The following is a 17970-nucleotide window of genomic DNA, read 5'->3' as shown; positions in this document are numbered from 1 at the left end:
TCCCTACGCCCGATTCGGGCACACTGAGATTCTTCGGGCACACCGAGGTTCGATGCCGAGGAGAGGGAGACGATGACGGAAGAACTGCGAACCGCGGTACGTGAACTCATGCCGCGTGCCCATGAGGATCTGAGTGCACTTGTGGCGATGAAGTCCGTCGCAGATGCAAGGCAATACCCGCCGGAAGAATGCGCGGCCGCGGCACATTGGGTCCTGGAGGCATTCCGGGATCAGGGTTTCGCCGATATCGAGGCGATCGAGACCTCCGACGGCTCGGCCGCCGTCGTCGGTCGTCGACCAGGTCCAGACGGTGCTCCGACCGTTCTGCTGTACTGCCACTACGACGTTCAGCCGCCCGGAAACGAAGAGCTCTGGGGCTCGCCGCCTTTCACACTCACCGAGCGGGGTGGACGGTGGTACGGACGCGGCGCTTCCGACTGCAAGGGCAACGTCGTCATGCATCTGACAGCTCTGCGAGCGCTCGCCGCTGCCGGTGTGGATCCGAGCGCCCATCTGACGATCGTCGCCGAAGGATCCGAGGAGATGGGCACTGGCGGTCTCGAGGATCTGGTGCGAGAGCGGCCCGAACTTTTTGCGGCCGACATGATCCTGATCGCCGATACCGGCAACACCGAGGTCGGGGAGCCGACGATCACGACATCACTGCGCGGGATCGCCAACGTGGTGGTCCACGTGTCGACGCTCGAGGGTGAGATTCACTCCGGTGTCTTCGGTGGACCGGCACCCGATGCGATCACCGCGCTGGTGCACATTCTCTCGACGCTGCACGACGGCGCCGCAAACACCACTGTCGAAGGCTTGACCAACGACCAGGAGTGGGAGGGAGTCAGTTACGACGGCGATCAGTTCCGCTCCGACGCCGGGGTACTCGAAGGGGTACAGCTGACTGGTTCCGGTTCGGTCGCCGAGCAGGTGTGGGCTCGTCCGGCGCTGACCATCCTGGGTATCGACTGCCCGCCGGTCGTGGGTTCTGCGGCGGCAATCACGCCCCGTGCATCCGCACGCCTGAATCTTCGTGTCCCGCCTGGCACGGATCCGGCGCAGGCACAGAAGTTGTTGACTGACCACCTCCGCGCAGCGGCGCCGTGGGGCGTCCACATCGAGGTCGTACCGGAATCGACGGGATCACCGTTCTCGTCCTCGACGGAAGGAACGGGATTCGCGCAGCTGAAGTCTGCGCTGACCGATGCCTACGGCCGCGAAGTGGGGTTTGCCGGCCAAGGGGGATCGATTCCGCTGTGCAGTGCGTTGGCCGAGCAGTTCCCCGACGCGGAGATCGCGTTGATCGGCGTCGAGGAACCGCAGTGCCGCATTCATGCACCTGACGAAAGCGTCGACCCGTCGGAGATCGAGAATCTCGCTTTCGCGGAGGCGCTGTTCTTGAGCAGGTACGGGAGTTAGACCGACAGATCGCGTCGTAGCTTGGCGACGTGGCCGGTGGCCCGGACGTTGTACTGGGCCACCTCGATCTTGCCTTCCTCGTCAACGAGGAACGTCGAGCGGATGACGCCCTGGACCGTCTTGCCGTACATCTTCTTCTCTCCGAATGCGCCCCAGGCTTCGAGCGTCGCCTTCTCGGGGTCGGAGAGCAGCGGGAAGGTCAGCTCTTCGGTATCGCGGAACTTCGCGAGTTTTGCTGGCTTGTCCGGCGAGATTCCGACGACCTCCAGCCCGGCGCCGTTCAATTCGGCGAGGCTGTCGCGGAAGTCGCAGGCCTGCTTGGTGCACCCCGGGGTGCTGGCCGCGGGGTAGAAGTACACGATGACCTTGCGGCCGCGGTAATCGTGAAGCGAAACCTCGTTGCCGTCGGCGTCTGGGAGCGTGAAATCCGGCGCTACGTCGCCGGCGGACAATCTACTGTTCTCGGTCACGGGAATCGAGGTTAGTCGAGAAATTGCGCGGCAGGTGGGCGCGAGGGCATTCTGCTCCTCTACGGTAGAGCGAAGTGTCGGCGCGCTGCGTCCGCACAGCAGACCCGCACACAGAGCAGCAGAACACAGACAAGTTGGAGGACACGTGCCCAGGGACACCGAGAGCATCGAACGCGAGATCGAGAAGGCGCGTAACCAGCTCGCGAGCACACTCGACGAACTGACGGTCCGCACCAACCCGAAGCGGCTGGTCGAGAACACCAAGAAGACGGTGCTCGCCAAGCTCAACGAGCCGGCAGTGAAGTACGCGCTTATCGCAGTTGGTTCAGTGGTGGGACTACTCGTGGTCCGGAAGATCATTCGCTGACCCGAGTTTTCGAAGGCAGAACATGAAGAAGGCCCCCACCTGGTGAGGTGGGGGCCTTCTTGCAAGTGCGCCCACAGGGACTCGAACCCCGGACCCAGTGATTAAGAGTCACTTGCTCTACCAACTGAGCTATAGGCGCTCGCTCTTGCGAGACAGAACATTAGCCGACAGGCTCAGGAGTTTGCAAAACGCGTGTTCATCGTGGTGACGATGGTTACATCGCTTCCGAAATTCACGAGTGTGACGGGCGTGAATCCGGCCAGCGGACGGTGCTTTCCAACTGCTGTGCGACGGCGAGAATCGCCGATTCGCCACCGCTGCGCGCAACCAGTTGGACGCTCAGGGGGAGTCCGTGTTCGGAGAAGCCGGCGGGTACCGCGGCCGCCGGGTTGCCGCAGACATTCCAGATAGAACAGTAGGCGGCGATCGGCAACGCCTTGCGGACTGCGGACAGAAGGCCGGTTCCTTCGAGTTGTCCGATCGGGCGTGGCAGCGCGGGCGTCGTCGGCATCAGGACAAGGTCGAAGGTGTCGAAGACCTGGTTGACCGTCGCTGCAATTCGCTCACCTTTGCGGTAGGCGAATTTACCGACGCGCGCGGGTGCAGCTATCCGGCCGATCGAGGCGAGCGTTCGCGTGCGCTTCTCGAGAAGCGCTGGATGATCGACACGAAGCGCTTCGTCGCGGACACCGCCGAGCACCTGCGGGAGAAAAGCGGCAGTGGCATCCGGGTACTCGGGATCGTGTTCTTCGACGTGATGTCCCAACACGCTCAACATCTCTGCGATCGAGAGCACCGCGGCAACGATCTCCGCTGACGGACGGACGCCCCGGACCGGACTCCGGGTGGACACCGCGATGCGAAGCGGCCCGGGTGCCGACACGGCCGCGTCGGCAAAGCTGGTTCGGAGCGTTTCGGCCGTGTAGTCGTCGATCTCGGTGGTACCGGTGATTGCGTCGTATACGAGCGCGCTGTCCTCGACCGAACGAGTGAGAGGCCCGAGTGTGCCGAGTCCGCGCCAGAGGTTTCGGTTCGGCGCGGTGCTCACCCGACCGCGTTGCGGCTTGAGTCCGAACAACCCGCAGAACGCCGAAGGCAATCGTATGGAACCGCCGCCGTCGCCGCCTATTGCCGCCGCGACCATTCCCGACGCGACGGCCGACGCAGATCCTCCGCTCGATCCGCCGGTGGATATGCCGGTGTCCCAAGGGTTTCTCGTGTATCCGTTCGCGGCAGTCTCGGTGAAGGGCCAGATGCCGAACTCGGGCATGGTCGTCTTGCCGACGATCACCGCACCCGCTTCGCGCAACCGACGGACAACCTCTGAATCGGCCGATGCGATGCGCGTTGCTGCCGCACCGCCGTACGTCGTCGGCGTTCCGGCGACGTCGTTCTCGTCCTTGATTGCAATCGGGACTCCGTGCAGTGGGCCCAGGGTTTTGCCGTCGGCCTGACGTTGATCGAGCCGTGTCGCCTCGTCGAGTGCTTCGTCCGCGAGAACTCGTACAAATGCGTTGAGCGTCGAATCGAGGCGCTCGATACGGCGAAGTGTGGTCTCGGTGAGTTCGCGGGCGGACAAAGCTCCGGACCGGATCAGAGCTGCCTGACCTGCCACCCCGGCAAATGCCAGTTCGCCGCCGGGCGTGAATTCGCGCTCAGTCATCAGACCTCCAGGCCGTGGTTCCGGTAACTGTGAAGTCTATTCACCACGACCTGTCCACCAAGCCACAAAGAAAAATCCCCACCTTCCGAAGAAGGTGGGGACCTTTGCAAGTGCGCCCACAGGGACTCGAACCCCGGACCCAGTGATTAAGAGTCACTTGCTCTACCAACTGAGCTATAGGCGCTCGCTCTTGCGAGACAGAACATTAGCCGAATCGCCGGTTCGGGAGCAAATCGCCAGGTGGCGGCCTCGCTGCCGTAGTCCAATCGGAGGAAATCCGCTGAAAGCGGTAACAAAACGGACGGTTCGGAGCGATTGATACTTGAACGTTACTGACGGCGTGGCCCTTCATGACCGTTGGTAACGAGCGCGCCTGGCATCATTGGTGCAGCGCAGTCATACCGCAAGTCCCACTTGCCTTCCGGTAAGTGGGATTCGCATGTGATGCGGAAGTTAGTCGGAGAAATTGTGAAGCGGAGTCGAACGATGAGTCGTCAAAGGTGGGGTCTGTCCGTGCGCGGGGGGAACGGTCGAGTGTCGAAGAGTGCGGCGATGATCGCGGTGTCTCTCGGTGCGCTCGTTCTGGTCACCGCGTGCACGTCGGGTGGCAAGGACGTCAGCACCGAGGGATCGGCGCCGATCGATTCCAATCCGCTCACCGAACTCATCAAGCCGAAGCTCACCTCGACCGCCGCCGACGGCGCTGTCGGCTTCTCGCCGGGCGACCCGGTCAAGATCAACGTCGCTGACGGCGCCCTGTCCGACGTGACGATGGTCAATCAGGACGGCAAGGCGGTTGCCGGCGCGATTGCTGCCGACGGTGCGTCGTGGACGACCACCGAACCGCTCGGCTACAACCGCAAGTACAAAATCGAGGCCCGCGCATTCGGATTGGGCGGCGCCAGTACGACGGTCACGTCCTTCACCACCAGCGCGCCCGGCAACGTCACGAAGCCGTATGTCTTGCCGAACGAGGGCGACGTGGTCGGCATCGGTCAGCCCATCGCGGTGCAGTTCGACGAGAACATCCCCGATCGCAAGGCTGCCGAAGCTGCGATCACCGTCACTACGACTCCGGCCGTCGAAGGTGCGTTCTACTGGGTCAACAATCGTGAGGTCCGTTGGCGTCCGGAGAACTACTGGGCACCGGGCACCAAGGTCGACGTGAGCGTCAACGTGTACGGGCGCAATCTCGGCAAGGGAGTCTTCGGGCAGGAAGACGCGAAGAGTTCCTTCACCATCGGTGATGCCGTCATCGCCACGGCGGACGACAACACCAAGCAGGTCACTTTCCAGGTCAACGGTGAGACCGTCATGACCATGCCCACCTCCATGGGCAAGGACAGCACTCCCACCGACAACGGGGTCTACATCATCGGTGACCGCTTCGCGAACATGATCATGGACTCGTCCACGTACGGCGTCCCGGTCACCTCGGCGCAGGGTTACAAGACCCCCGTCGACTGGGCGACCCGAATGTCCTACAGCGGCATCTTCTTCCACTCGGCGCCGTGGTCGGTCGGGCAGCAGGGCTACTCCAACACCAGTCACGGCTGCCTCAACCTGAGCCCGTCCAACGCCAAGTGGGTCTACGACAACACCAAGCGTGGGGACATCGTCGTCGTCAAGAACACCGTCGGCGGAACGCTCTCCGGCACCGACGGCCTCGGTGACTGGAACATTCCCTGGAGCGTCTGGAAGACCGGCAACGCGGACGTCTGAGTGCGTCCCTGAAGCACTGAACGTCAGAATGCCCCCGACCGTCCGGTTGGGGGCATTTCTGCATCTGTATTCCTTTTGTGAGCGAAAGTGCCTCTCGGTCTATCTGAGGCGACGGGAGGTACGTTCGCTCGGTGTCAGCGTCGACCGAAGGCGTCCACTCCGGTCATTTCAGCGGACAGTGCCCACAATCTGCGTGCGTCGTCGCGATCGGTAGCCCAAGGCTTCACGCCGCCGACGCTCATGTCATCAGTCTGTGCGACGTCCGCGATGTTGCAGTCCTGGAGGTACGCGCCGGAGTGATCGGCGAGTATCGGTGCCGTCGCTGCCCACACCGTTGTAGCGGCGCCCTGGGAGGGAGTCTTGAATCCCGGCACGGCGTCGCCATTCGACGTCGTCCATCCGAGATCGTGTTTCTCCGATGCAGAGAAGTGACGTTGAAGGGGAGTGAGGATGCTCCCGGGATGGACGGAGAACGCAGTGATGCCGCGTGAAGCACCGGAGCTCGCCAGCTGTACAGCGAATAGAGCATTTGCAGTCTTGGCTTGACCGTACGAAAGCCAGCGGTCGTAACCGTTGCGGAAATGTATGTCATCCCAACGCACTCCCGACAGAAAATGTCCCGCCGACGAGACAGCGACTACGCGAGAACCGTTTGCGGGCATGGCTGGCACAAGCAGGTTCACCAGTACAAAGTGCCCGAGGTGATTGATCGCGAATTGCGATTCCCAGCCCGAGCCGACACGGAGTTCCGGGCAGGCCATGACCCCCGCATTGCAGATGATGATGTCCGGGGTGATCCGGGATTCGAGAATTTCTCGCGCACACGATCTGACACTGCTCGGGTCCGACAGGTCGCACGCTCGCACTTCGATGCCCGGAAGGTCGGCCACCGCGCTCCGTGCCTGTTCTGGTCGGCGGGCAAGAACTACAACTCGCGCGCCGACCGAAGAAAGTGACCGCGAAATCTCGTATCCGAGTCCGGAGTACCCGCCAGTGACCAATGCAGTTGTGCCGGTTAAATCTTGTCCGGCAAGTACGTCGTCGGCAGTGGAGATTCGGGAGAATTCGGTGTTGATTTTGCGCTGAATGGAATTCATGGCCGCGACCGTAAAATCTGGAGTGCACTCCAGGTCAAGGAAAGGTAGACGGGCAATGCGTGAACTATCAATCGGTGACGTAGCTGTCGAGACCGGAATCAGCATCGATTCCCTTCGATACTTCGAACGTGAGGAATTGCTCGTTCACGAGGTTGCGCGCTCGGCAGGTGGGCGTCGGGTCTACGCCGAAAACGATGTCGCTTGGTTGAAGCTGTGCAATCGATTCCGAGACTCGGGTATGCCGATCGCAACGATCCGCGAATTCGCCGCACTCGTCAGGTCAGGGCCGGGAAACGAGAAGGAACGGCTTTCACTTCTACAAAAGCATGAGGTGTTGATTCGATCCAGGATCTCTGCGCTGCAGGACAACCTGACCGTCATCCACGACAAGGTTTCGGCATACGAGCGACACGTTCGCGAGGGGACCGTCGCAGGTGTCTGGGAGCCGCAACTGTCGCCCGAGTGATCGACGGCTGGGCCATGTGCGGCGATTTCCAGCTACCCCCATGTGAGCGAAAGTGGCTTTCGGTCTATCTGAGGCGACGAGAGGTACGTTCGCTCGGCCCGGGCACAGGTTGCTCGGGAGCGCGCGATTTGTCGCGGTCGCCATCCCACCCACTTCGGGCTGGCGCACAAACCAAAAGAACCCCCGAAAATGTCTTTCGACATCTTCGGGGGTTCCGCTTGGGTGAGCGACGGGACTCGAACCCGCGACAGCCAGGATCACAACCTGGTGCTCTACCAACTGAACTACGCCCACCATTGCCTCGGCCACCGGTTTGACCCGGCTGCTTTGACGAAAGAGATACTAGCGCGAAAGTCGGTCAGGAAGCCAATCGGCAGGTCAGGCGGGACCCAAGCCCTCTACGACGGCTGCGATCTCCGCGCTCGACGGTCCGGGTGCCGCGACGAATGCAGTGCCGCGGTAGTACTTGAGTTCGCGGATGGATTCCTTGATGTCGGCGAGTGCCCGGTGGGCGAGACCTTTTTCGGGCTGGCCGAAGTAGATTCGCGGGTACCAGCGGCGGGAGAGTTCCTTGATGGAGCTGACATCGATCATCCGGTAGTGCAGGTATGTGTCCAGCGCCGTCATGTCACGCGAGATGAATCCGCGGTCGGTGGCGATGGAATTACCTGCCAGGGGAGCCGTACCGGCGACGGGAACGTGCTTGCGGATGTACGCGAGCACCTCTTTCTCCGCCTCGGCGAGGGTGACCGTCGACTTACGAACCTCTTCGGTCAGTCCCGACTTCGCATGCATCTTCTTCACGACGTCGGGCATTGCAGCCAATGCGTCGTCGTCGGCGTGGATGACGATGTCCACACCTTCGCCCAAGACGTTCAAGTCGCTGTCGGTCACCAGAGCCGCAATCTCGATGAGTTTGTCCGACTCGAGTCGCAGCCCGGTCATTTCACAATCGATCCATACCAATTTGTCCTGCACCAGGAACACAGTAGTGCGCGCGGGCGCGGGATAAGGTCTGCGGTGGAAACTCGACGTGTGTAAGACGGCGTTCGGGTGATGACAAGAACTTCGCCGCATTGCAACGAGGAGGGCTTTTCGATGACCGTGGATCCGAAGGACGGAGCCGCGCCGCTGACGCCGGCGGAGAAGGCGAAAGCTGCCAAGGCTGCCGCTGCCGAAGCCGCTCGGATTGCAGCTGAAGCCGCTGCGGCAGCTGAGGAAGCCGAGAAGGAAGCGGCTGCCGCTGAAGCCGAAGCATCGGCCGGAGCCACCCCCGCTGCTCAGGCGCCGTCGGGTGCTGCAGCTGAAATCGCGGCGGGCTATTCATCCGAGGGGCGGGCACTCGAGCTCGGCTCGGTGGTGATCGACGGAGTGGCAGATCCCACCGCGCGGGTGCGGATTCCGTTGGCGACGATCAACCGTCACGGTCTGATTGCCGGTGCGACGGGTACCGGCAAGACCAAGACGTTGCAGGGCATCGCCGAGCAGCTGTCCGCCGCGGGTGTGCCGGTAGTGATGGCCGACGTCAAGGGCGATCTCTCGGGTCTGTCGAAGGCGGGGGATCCGAGCGAGAAGATGAAGGCTCGCGCAGTCGAGACGGGCGACGATTCGTGGACTCCCGCTGGGATGCCAGTCGAGTTCTTGTCGTTGGGTACTGACGGAATCGGTATCCCGGTGCGCGCGACCATCACCAGTTTCGGGCCGATCCTGCTCAGCAAAGTGTTGGGCCTCAACGAGACCCAGGAATCGACTCTCGGACTGATCTTCCATTGGGCCGACACTCAGGGCCTGGCCCTGCTGGACCTCAAGGATCTGCGTTCGGTCATCGCCCACCTGACTAGCGCTGAGGGCAAAGCGGATCTGAAGGGTATCGGCGGAGTTTCCTCCGCGACGGCGGGAGTGATTCTGCGCGCGTTGGTCAACCTCGAAGCCGACGGCGGTGACACCTTCTTCGGCGAACCGGAACTCGAAACCGAGGACCTGCTGCGTGTCGTCGGCGGTGCCGGTGTGATCACGCTGTTCGAACTCGGTGCCCAGGCCGCGCGTCCGGCAATGTTCTCCACCTTCCTGATGTGGGTGCTCGCGGACCTGTTCCAGACGCTGCCCGAAGAGGGAGATCTTGACAAGCCGAAGCTGGTGTTCATCCTCGACGAGGCGCACCTTCTGTTCGCGGACGCGTCGAAGGCTTTCCTGCAGCAGGTCGAACAGACGGTCAAGCTGATTCGCTCCAAGGGCGTCGGCGTGTTCTTCTGCACGCAGCTTCCGACCGACATTCCCAATTCGGTGCTGTCACAGTTGGGCGCGCGCGTCCAGCACGCCCTACGCGCATTCACGCCCGACGATCAGAAGGCGCTCAACAAGACCGTCCGCACGTACCCGAAGACCGAGCACTACGACCTGGAAAAGGCACTGACTTCACTCGGCATCGGTGAAGCCATCGTGACTGTGCTCTCGGAAAAGGGTGCGCCGACGCCGGTGGCCTGGACCAAGATTCGTCCTCCGAGGTCGCTGATGGACACCATCGGCAACGACGCGATCAAGGCGGCAGCGTCGTCGAGTCCGCTGAATCAGAAGTACGGCCAGACCATCGACCGCGAGTCGGCGTACGAAAAGTTGACGGCGAAGGTGGCCGGTGCTCCGACGGCGGATCAGTCCCTGGATCTTCCGTCGCTGCCCGATCTGCCGCCACCGCCGCCGGCCGAACCTGAGGGCCCCAACATCGCCGAGCAGATCCTGGGTAACTCGGCTGTGAAGAGCTTCCTGCGTTCGGCGGCTTCGGCTGCGGGACGCGAGATTTCGCGAAATATCTTCGGTACCGGTAGCCGTCGCAAGCGCTGAGGCTTAGGCGCCCGCGAGGTCAGATGCCGACCTCGCGGGCCAGCAGGTCGTTGATCGATTCGCGCCTGATCAACGGCCGCGCAATCCCGCCCAGCACAGCGACGACCGGTGGCCGGCCGACGCTGTTGTAAGTGGAGGCCATGCTGTGGTGGTATGCGCCCGTACAGGGCACTGCCAACAGGTCACCTTCATGTAGGTCGGCGGGAAGCCTTGCTCCGACGGCGATTTCGTCGCCCGATTCGCAGTGCCGCCCGGCGACGGTGACTTCCTGGAGCGGTGCGCTCGAATGCCGGTTCACCAATTCGACGTCGTAGTGGCTGTCGTACAACGACACCCGAGGGTTGTCGCTCATCCCACCGTCGACGGAAACGAAGGTTCGACCGCCGCTGATCGACTTGATGTTCTGTACGCGATATAGCGTGACTCCGGCGCGCGCGGCGATCGCTCGGCCAGGCTCGAGCACGATTTCGGGGCGAGGGAAGCGGTTTCGGGTGCACGCGTCGTCGAGAGTTTCGTCGATGACGTGAGCGAGGCGGGTCAGATCCAGTTGGGCGTCTCCCGGCATGTATGCGATCCCATGGCCACCGCCGAGATCGAGTTCGGTGAGGATGATTCGATGCGTGCGTCGTATGTCGTCCATCTGTGCGATCATCGTCTCGATCGCGGGGCGGAAGAGTTCGGGATCGGTGATCTGGGAGCCGAGATGGCAATGCAGGCCGATGAGTTGCAGGTGCGCCGCGTTGGCGACGACGGATACCGTACGTTCCAGTTCTTCGGAAAACGCTGGTAGGCCGAACTTTTGGTCCAAGATGCCTGTGGACACTGCCTTGTGTCCGTGTATGTCGATGCCGGGTGTGACTCTGATCAACACCTTCTGTCGGTGGGTACACACCGACGCGAGCCGTACCGCTTCGCTGGGGGAGTCGAGGACGATCCGGCCCACACCCGCGTTGACCGCCGCCCTCAGTTCGGAAACCGATTTGGCATTGCCGTGCAGGATGATTCGGTGGGGGTCCACGCCCGCGGCGAGCGCGACGGCGAGTTCACCGGCGGAACAGACATCCACCCCGAGTCCCTCGTCGGAGACCCAGGTAGCCATCGCTCGAATCATCAGTGCCTTGCCGGCGTACACGATCTCCGAGTCGGGGAAGATCTCTCGATACGTGCGGCAGCGGTGCCGCACGTCCGCCTCGTCGACGACGTACGTCGGTGTGCCGTACTGGTCCGCGATCTCTTCGAGGGAGACGTCGCCGATGCAGACACGCCCGCTGTGGTCGTGGCGAGTACTGATGGGCCACAACGCAGGATCCATACGCGGTGTCATTGCGCCGCGTAGGGAGGGGAAGATTTCGAGTAGCGTCACGTCGATCTCCTGAAGGTGACCCGCCGTGTTGCGGGCTACCTTCAGATCTACTCCCGAAGATCACCGGTGGGGCGGATCTTGACGCTTACTTGACGCGCCGCCGAACGAGGTTGACGCGGCCCTGACGGGCTTGACTCACTGTGCTCGCCGGCGCTTCCATCCGAACCAACCGAGCACCGCGAGCAATGCCACCGCGGCGCCTCCGCCGATGACCGTCGATCTGTCGGCGGACACGCCAACGGACGGAGTTCCGCCGGCACTCGGGGCGTAACCGGCGCCGTACACGGACTCGACCGCCGCTTGGATGTCGAACCCGGTTTCGGTAGCCGGCCCGCAGCTGTGCCCCTCGTGCTCGGCGTCGACGTCGTACGGCGCAGAAACGAACATCAGCTGCTCGGTGCCGAGCACGTAGCTTGTGCCACAACCGTTCCCGTTCGCGAGTGTCCCCACCGACGTCACCGATGCCAGATCGCCTTTGTAGACCCGGCTGACGTCGAACAGGTAGGTGTCCTCGAACCCGTCCGAAGTTTTCTCCGTCGGAGTCCCGAGGAAAACGGTGCTGGAGACGCTCACGGCTTCTTCCGGGGTAGCCGATGATGCGCACGAACATGCATTCGCTGCCGTGGGCAGCAGTAAGGGCAACCCTCCGGTCAAAAGAAGGATTGCCCCGACTGCCAGTGTTCTTCGCATCGCCATTAACCGACTATATGGTCTGCTATGGCCTGCTCTGAGAAGTTTGCGTGAATCAGCCGCCGAGCTTCTTGTAGAACGTGCCCACGATGGGCGCAACGACGGCACGCGGGCTGTAACCGCCCGCGACGGACATCGCCTTGCTCAAGATGCCCGGTACGACGCGCATCTTGTTCTCGGCCAGGCCGTCGAGCGAGACCTTGGCGGTGTACTCGCTCGAGATCCAGAAGAAGTCCGGGACGAGCTTGTCGACGATCGACGCTTCGGCCGGGTCCGGGGTTTCGGTGCGTACTGGGCCTGGGGCGAGCAGGGTGACGTTCACTCCGGTGCCCTTGAGTTCACCTCGCAACGATTCCGCGAAGGTGTTCACGAACGCCTTCGTGGCGGCGTACGTCGCGTTGTTGGGGATCGGCATGTTTCCGGCCGCGGACCCGACCATCAGGATGGCTCCGGACTTGCGTGCGAGCATGCCGGGCAGCACGGCCAGCGTGAGATCGTGCACTGCAACGGCGTTGAGCTCGACCTGGTCGCGCTCGTATGCCGGGTCCAGCTCGGCGATCGGCCCGAAGGTGGCGATACCGGCGTTGTTGCACAGGATGCTGATGTCGCGGCCACCGAGTTCCTCGACCAGAACGGCACGCGCCGCGCTGTCGGAGAGGTCCGATGCACGGACCTCCACCTCGACGCCGTGCGCGGCGCGAAGCTTCTCGGCGAGGACCTCCATGACCTCGCCACGACGGGCAACGAGGATCAGGGAATGTCCGCGTGATGCCAGATCAGCGGCCAGTGCCTCTCCGATGCCGGAGGAGGCGCCGGTCACTACGGCGCGGGCTGTGGTTGTGGGTGTCGGCAGGCTCACGATCAGTCAGCGTAGCCGGTCAGATCTTCGCGGCCAGTCGTGTGCCCTGTTCGATGGCACGCTTGGCGTCGAGTTCTCCTGCCACGTCGGCGCCGCCGATGATGTGGGTCACCACGCCCGCGACGGTCAGTTCGTCCACGAGATCGCGAACCGACTCCTGCCCGGCGCAGATGACGATGGTGTCGACCTCGAGAAGTCGGGGCTTCTCGTGCTTCTCACCGAAGGTGATGTGCAGACCGGCGTCGTCGATGCGCTCGTAGTTGACGCCCGAGAGCTCGTGGACGCCCTTGTTCTTGAGGGCCGCCCGATGGACCCAGCCGGTGGTCTTCGCGAGGCCGGCGCCGATGCGTCCTGGCTTGCGTTGGAGGAGGTAGACCTCCCGCTCGGAGAGCTCCGGTACCGGAGTGGTGAGAGCGCCCGGGGCCATTTCGGGTTCGGTGACGCCCCATTCCTGCTTCCACTCCTTGAGATGAAGAGTGGGGGAAGTGGGGTGCGTGAGGAATTCGCTCACGTCGACGCCGATGCCGCCGGCGCCGATGACGGCGACGGACTTGCCGACGGGCTTGCCCTCTCGGACGACCTCGGCGTAGGTCAGCACCTTCGAGTTCTCGATGCCGGGGATCTTGGGAACGCGCGGCGTCACGCCGGTGGCAACCACCACTTCGTCGAAGGATCCGATGAGATCTGCCGGTGCGACGCGGGTTTCGAGCTTGACCGTCACTCCGGCCACGTCCAGCATGCGGGTGTAGTAGCGAATGGTTTCGGCGAACTCTTCCTTACCCGGAATGAGCTGTGCGATCCCGAACTGTCCGCCGATCTTGTCCGAAGCCTCGAACAACGTGACCGAATGACCACGCTGAGCAAGATTGAGTGCTGCGGAAAGTCCGGCAGGACCGGCACCGACGACGGCGAGGTTCTTGGTCCGCCGAGTGGGGGAGAGGATCAGTGTGGTTTCGCGGCCCGCGCGCGGGTTGAGCAGGCAGGAGACCTGCTTGTGAACGAAGGCGTGGTCGAGGCAGGCCTGGTTGCAGGCAATGCACGTGTTGATCTCGTCGGACGCTCCGCGCTCGGCCTTGTTCACCCAGTCGGGATCGGCGAGCATCGGCCTGGCCATCGAAATCAATTGTGCGTCACCGTGGTTGAGGATCTCTTCGGCAGTCTCGGGCATGTTGATCCGATTCGAGGCGGCTACCGGAATGTCGACGTGCTTCTCGAGTTTGCCTGTTATGTCGACGAAGGCTGCTCGGGGAACCGAGGTGACGATGGTAGGCACCCGTGACTCGTGCCACCCGATGTCGGTGTTGATGATCGTGGCGCCGGCGGCTTCGACTTCCTTTGCCAGTGAGACGATTTCATCCCAGGTCTGACCGCCCTCGACCAGGTCTGCCATCGACAGCCGGAACACGATGATGAAGTTCGGGCCGACAGCCTTGCGTGTGCGTCGCACGATTTCGACTGCCATGCGTCGACGGTTCTCGGAACTGCCGCCCCACTGGTCGGTGCGCTTGTTCGTGCGCTCGCAGAGGAACTGGTTGATGAAGTAGCCCTCACCGCCCATGATTTCGACGCCGTCGTAACCCGCGGACTTGGCCAGGCGCGCGCAGCGAACGTAGTTGCGGATCTGCCAACGCACCCCACGGCCGGTCAGCTTGCGCGGACGGAACGGGTTGATGGGCGCCTTGATCGACGACGCGGAGACACTGAAAGGCTGGTAGCTGTAGCGGCCGGCGTGCAGGATCTGCATGGCGATCTTTCCGCCCGCGTCGTGAACCGCCTTGGTGATCCGGCGGTGACGGCGCGCTTCGATGCGGTTGGTCAGCTTGGCACCGAAGGGCAAGAGCCAACCGGTGCGGTTGGGCGCGTAGCCGCCGGTGATGATCAAGCCGACACCGCCACGAGCACGTTCGGCGAAGTACTCGGCCAAGCGGTCGGTGTCCTTCGCGCGATCTTCGAGGCCGGTGTGGATCGATCCCATGACGACGCGGTTCTTCAGCGTCGTGAATCCGAGGTCGAGCGGTTCGAGCAGGCGGGGGAACTGTGTATCCGTCATGACTGAAGATGTCCTTCCGTGGCGTACTCGCCGGTGTCTTCGATGGCGTACTCGCCAGTGTCTTCGATGGCGTACTCGCCAGTGGGCAATGCGTCCAGAACTTCCTGGCACCAGTCGGTGAATCCTTCCTCGACGCGGATACCGCCGCGAAGTACCAGGTACTGGTGCAGTGAAGAGCCGGAAAGTGCTGCTGGATTGGGGAAGTCACGCTTTTCGATGAGTCGGTAGACGTCGAGGCGGGCGGCGTGGCCGTCGCGGTGGCGAGCGACTTCGCGTCGTAGAGCGGGGAGATCGGCGTGCGCTGCGGCCCTGATCTTGATGGCCAACTCGTTGCGCAGGTGGTTCGGTTCGGACGGCTCGGCGATCCATCGGGTCAGTTCGGCGCGGCCGGCATCGCTGACGCGGTACATCTTCTTGTCCGGGCGGCCGTCCTGCGCGATGGCCTCCACCTCCACCCAGCCTGCCTCGTCCATTCGCTTGAGGACTCGGTAGATCTGCTGGTGCGTCGCGCTGTGGAAGAAGCCGATCGACTTGTCGAACCGGCGTGTGAGGTCGTATCCCGACGCATCCTGTTCGGACAGGGAGACGAGCAACGCATGTTCGAGTGCCATGGAAAAAGTATCTATGCACTCAGGTGCGTATGCAACTAAGTGCGTACTAACTTGGGTGCATAGGACGTCTTGTATGTCGACTTCGGAGAGAGGCGCCGAGTCGCCCGCGCGCAGTTAGGCTTCGCCGTATGAGCGCCGAGTCCACGAGCATGCAGGCCGAGCCACCCGCAGGCATCGGTGGTGCGGCCACGAAGAGTCAAGTGTTCGCGTGGGGGCTGTGGGATTGGGGATCGGCAGCATTCAACGCCGTGATCCTCACGTTCGTCTTCTCGGTCTATCTCACCGACGCGGTCGGCGACGACCTGCCCGGCACGATTTCGGCAACTACGTGGCTCAGTTGGGCTCTCGGAATCGCCGGCTTCTTCATCGCGATACTCGCCCCGATCACCGGACAGCGTTTCGATGCGTCGGGTAAACGCAAACTCTCACTCGCGATACTCACCGGCATCACCGTGCTCTCGATGGCGGGTCTCTATTTCGTCGAGGACAACTACCGCTACCTGTGGCTCGGATTGGTTCTGCTCGCAATCGGTTCGGTGATTTTCGAACTGGCCGGCGTGCCGTACAACGCCATGATGCGGCAGGTGTCGACACCGGAGAATCTGGGACGAGTCTCCGGCTTCGGCTGGGCCATGGGATATTTCGGCGGAATCGTGCTGCTGTTGCTGTGTTACTTCGGGTTCATCGTCGGCGACGGCGACACTCGGGGATTCCTGGGATTGACCACCGACGGCGGCATGAACATCCGGATGGTGGCACTGCTGGCTGCAGTGTGGTTCGCGGTCTTCGCGATTCCGGTGTTCTTCAAGGTTCCCGAGTTGCCCAGCCCCGCGGTCGATTCGGGAGCGTCCAAGGCCGGGTTCCTCGACTCCTATCGGGTGTTGTGGCGCGATCTGCGCGAACTCTGGAACGTCGACAGGCGCACGATCTGGTACCTGATCGCGAGCGCACTCTTTCGTGACGGTCTGGCGGGTGTGTTCACCTTCGGAGCCGTGTTGGCTGTCAACGTCTACGGAATCAGTGCGGCCGACGTCCTGCTGTTCGGTGTTGCCGCCAACGTGATTTCCGCAATCGGTGCATTGGTGGCCGGACGCTTCGACGATCGGATCGGACCCAAACAGGTCATCACCGTCTCGCTGGCGTCGATGATCGTGGTCGGCGCGATATTGATCGCGGTGTCCGGGCCGGTGATGTTCTGGATCTTCGGTCTCGCGCTCTGCCTGTTCGTCGGGCCCGCTCAGTCTTCGGCACGAACCTTCTTGGCACGCATCACCCCGCCTGGGCGTGAAGGTCAGATGTTCGGCCTGTATGCGACCACAGGCCGAGCAGTGTCGTTCTTGGCGCCGACACTGTTCGGCCTGTTCGCTTGGCTCTTCGGTGCAGACCGTGCCGGCATCATCGGACTGCTGGTGGTTCTCGGCGTCGGCCTTGCCGCATTGTCGATGGTGAAGGCGCCGGAAGGGGACAGTGCGATCCCCGTCAATCCTTGAAGTAGACCAACTGGTGTGTCGTAGCGAGCAATGCGCCGTCACTGCCCCAAATTTCGGCCGACTGATCGAAGTATCCGTTTCCGAACCGTTGGGTCCGCGCCGTTCCCAGCACGGAATTGTCTGCCTGTGCGGTCAGCGTCTGAGCGTCGGCGTGGAAGTAGATGGTCATCGAGACCGTTCCGGCCGGAGCCATCTTGCCTCGGCGTAAGAAGACTCGTGGGAAGAAGACATCACACAGTGCGGTCAGCGACGTGAAGTCGAGAGCGCGTGCCGGCTGATCGCGCACCCAGAGCGTCGTGGTCGAGTCGGGATGCTCGCCCGACTCCAGATCGGGGATCGCACCTTCGACAAAGCGCATCTCGTAGTTCTGTGCCCAGGCGATGAACTCGGGGAACGGCAGCAGCGCAACGTTTTCGGCCGACGGAACTTCCGGCATCGTGATCTCGGTAGACGACCAGGTTTCACGCCTGGTACCGAACACTGCCGTCGCGGTAGTGGCGACGGTTCCGTCCTGAGACAGTTCGATGGACCAGTGCTGCGTCGAGCGGTTGGTACGCACCGGCCGGGCGGAGATCTCGAAGGCGCCCTCGGTGATCGGACCGGCAAAGTTGACGGTCAACGACAGCGGATCGCCGAGGCGTTCGGGGTGCTTCAGTACAGATTCGAGCAACGTGGCAGCGGTGACGCCGCCGAACGGCCCGACCATGTTGTTGTATGCCGGATTGGTTTCGCCGGTCGACAAGCCGGCGGTGAGTGGCGTCAATCCGACAGCGGTGTCGAACGGATGGGGTGGTGCAACGGTCTCGGTCATCGCAGAACTCCTGGTGGTGGAATCAATTCGGCTCTATGTATGACAACATAC

General features: G+C 62.7%; 16 protein-coding genes and 3 tRNA genes. 6 read left to right on the top strand and 13 right to left on the bottom strand.

The window, feature by feature from the left end; translation table 11 throughout:
• Positions 1 to 72 precede the first annotated feature (72 nt).
• Positions 73 to 1422, top strand: coding sequence for a dipeptidase (locus tag FEZ59_RS02340; RefSeq protein ID WP_172932172.1), 1350 nt, complete (start codon positions 73 to 75; stop codon positions 1420 to 1422).
• Here FEZ59_RS02340 and bcp read toward each other — a convergent pair.
• Positions 1419 to 1892, bottom strand: a complete 474-nt coding sequence (gene bcp, locus FEZ59_RS02335) for a thioredoxin-dependent thiol peroxidase (RefSeq protein ID WP_019749140.1) — start codon at positions 1890 to 1892, stop codon at positions 1419 to 1421. The two genes, FEZ59_RS02340 and bcp, sit on opposite strands and share 4 nt — an antisense overlap.
• 145 nt (positions 1893 to 2037) lie before the next feature.
• Between bcp and FEZ59_RS02330 the strand changes: the two genes are divergently transcribed.
• Positions 2038 to 2259, top strand: a complete 222-nt coding sequence (locus FEZ59_RS02330; RefSeq protein WP_003945299.1) for a DUF3618 domain-containing protein — start codon at positions 2038 to 2040, stop codon at positions 2257 to 2259.
• A 66-nt stretch (positions 2260 to 2325) separates the two neighbouring features.
• Here FEZ59_RS02330 and FEZ59_RS02325 read toward each other — a convergent pair.
• The 3 genes from FEZ59_RS02325 to FEZ59_RS02315 all read right to left on the bottom strand — a co-directional run bounded on the left by FEZ59_RS02325 (position 2326) and on the right by FEZ59_RS02315 (position 4106).
• Positions 2326 to 2398 (bottom strand) — tRNA-Lys (locus FEZ59_RS02325).
• Positions 2399 to 2491: 93 nt separating this feature from the next.
• Positions 2492 to 3922 carry an amidase gene (locus tag FEZ59_RS02320; RefSeq protein WP_172932171.1) on the bottom strand — a complete coding sequence of 477 codons (1431 nt, stop codon included), beginning with the start codon at positions 3920 to 3922 and terminating at the stop codon, positions 2492 to 2494.
• A gap of 111 nt (positions 3923 to 4033) precedes the next feature.
• Positions 4034 to 4106 (bottom strand) — tRNA-Lys (locus tag FEZ59_RS02315).
• A 329-nt stretch (positions 4107 to 4435) separates the two neighbouring features.
• Between FEZ59_RS02315 and FEZ59_RS02310 the strand changes: the two genes are divergently transcribed.
• A complete protein-coding gene (locus tag FEZ59_RS02310; protein ID WP_080945687.1) occupies positions 4436 to 5644 on the top strand; it encodes an Ig-like domain-containing protein in 1209 nt (402 codons plus the stop codon).
• Between the two features lie 134 nt (positions 5645 to 5778).
• Here FEZ59_RS02310 and FEZ59_RS02305 read toward each other — a convergent pair whose 3' ends face one another.
• The gene (locus tag FEZ59_RS02305; RefSeq protein WP_172932170.1) at positions 5779 to 6741 is read right to left on the bottom strand and encodes an oxidoreductase; all 963 of its coding nucleotides are present in this window, start codon (positions 6739 to 6741) and stop codon (positions 5779 to 5781) included.
• Between the two features lie 55 nt (positions 6742 to 6796).
• On the opposite strand from FEZ59_RS02305, the gene FEZ59_RS02300 reads away from it, so the two are divergent.
• The gene (locus FEZ59_RS02300) at positions 6797 to 7207 is read left to right on the top strand and encodes a MerR family transcriptional regulator (protein ID WP_113684223.1); all 411 of its coding nucleotides are present in this window, start codon (positions 6797 to 6799) and stop codon (positions 7205 to 7207) included.
• Positions 7208 to 7428: 221 nt separating this feature from the next.
• Here FEZ59_RS02300 and FEZ59_RS02295 read toward each other — a convergent pair.
• Together FEZ59_RS02295 and orn are read right to left on the bottom strand one after the other, a co-directional pair.
• Positions 7429 to 7501 (bottom strand) — tRNA-His (locus FEZ59_RS02295).
• Positions 7502 to 7585: 84 nt separating this feature from the next.
• Positions 7586 to 8185 carry an oligoribonuclease gene (gene orn, locus FEZ59_RS02290; RefSeq protein ID WP_134999804.1) on the bottom strand — a complete coding sequence of 200 codons (600 nt, stop codon included), beginning with the start codon at positions 8183 to 8185 and terminating at the stop codon, positions 7586 to 7588.
• Positions 8186 to 8305: 120 nt separating this feature from the next.
• Here orn and FEZ59_RS02285 point away from each other — a divergent pair, with 120 nt between their 5' ends.
• Complete coding sequence (locus FEZ59_RS02285) at positions 8306 to 10045, top strand: helicase HerA-like domain-containing protein (protein ID WP_134999803.1); 1740 nt, start codon at positions 8306 to 8308, stop codon at positions 10043 to 10045.
• A gap of 19 nt (positions 10046 to 10064) precedes the next feature.
• On the opposite strand, the gene lysA is transcribed toward FEZ59_RS02285, so the two are convergent.
• The 5 genes from lysA to FEZ59_RS02260 all read right to left on the bottom strand — a co-directional run bounded on the left by lysA (position 10065) and on the right by FEZ59_RS02260 (position 15618).
• A complete protein-coding gene (lysA, locus tag FEZ59_RS02280; protein WP_020908262.1) occupies positions 10065 to 11408 on the bottom strand; it encodes a diaminopimelate decarboxylase in 1344 nt (447 codons plus the stop codon).
• Between the two features lie 135 nt (positions 11409 to 11543).
• Complete coding sequence (locus tag FEZ59_RS02275; protein ID WP_019749134.1) at positions 11544 to 11981, bottom strand: hypothetical protein; 438 nt, start codon at positions 11979 to 11981, stop codon at positions 11544 to 11546.
• A gap of 172 nt (positions 11982 to 12153) precedes the next feature.
• The gene (cmrA, locus tag FEZ59_RS02270) at positions 12154 to 12957 is read right to left on the bottom strand and encodes a mycolate reductase (RefSeq protein ID WP_019749133.1); all 804 of its coding nucleotides are present in this window, start codon (positions 12955 to 12957) and stop codon (positions 12154 to 12156) included.
• Between the two features lie 19 nt (positions 12958 to 12976).
• Complete coding sequence (locus tag FEZ59_RS02265; protein ID WP_172932169.1) at positions 12977 to 15007, bottom strand: NADPH-dependent 2,4-dienoyl-CoA reductase; 2031 nt, start codon at positions 15005 to 15007, stop codon at positions 12977 to 12979.
• Positions 15004 to 15618 carry a PadR family transcriptional regulator gene (locus FEZ59_RS02260; protein WP_019749131.1) on the bottom strand — a complete coding sequence of 205 codons (615 nt, stop codon included), beginning with the start codon at positions 15616 to 15618 and terminating at the stop codon, positions 15004 to 15006. The genes FEZ59_RS02265 and FEZ59_RS02260 overlap by 4 nt, the downstream gene beginning before the upstream one ends.
• A gap of 128 nt (positions 15619 to 15746) precedes the next feature.
• Between FEZ59_RS02260 and FEZ59_RS02255 the strand changes: the two genes are divergently transcribed.
• On the top strand, positions 15747 to 17108 hold the full coding sequence (locus FEZ59_RS02255; protein ID WP_172932168.1) for an MFS transporter: 1362 nt from the start codon (positions 15747 to 15749) through the stop codon (positions 17106 to 17108).
• On the opposite strand, the gene FEZ59_RS02250 is transcribed toward FEZ59_RS02255, so the two are convergent.
• Positions 17098 to 17919 carry a thioesterase family protein gene (locus FEZ59_RS02250; RefSeq protein ID WP_020908258.1) on the bottom strand — a complete coding sequence of 274 codons (822 nt, stop codon included), beginning with the start codon at positions 17917 to 17919 and terminating at the stop codon, positions 17098 to 17100. The genes FEZ59_RS02255 and FEZ59_RS02250 overlap by 11 nt on opposite strands.
• Positions 17920 to 17970 lie beyond the last annotated feature (51 nt).

It is taken from the genome of Rhodococcus sp. MS13 (genome assembly GCF_013277835.1).
GTDB classification, from domain to species: Bacteria; Actinomycetota; Actinomycetes; order Mycobacteriales; family Mycobacteriaceae; genus Rhodococcus_F; species Rhodococcus_F erythropolis.
Note: the sequence above shows the minus strand (reverse complement) of the source record. Positions and strands in the feature narration are given on the sequence as shown.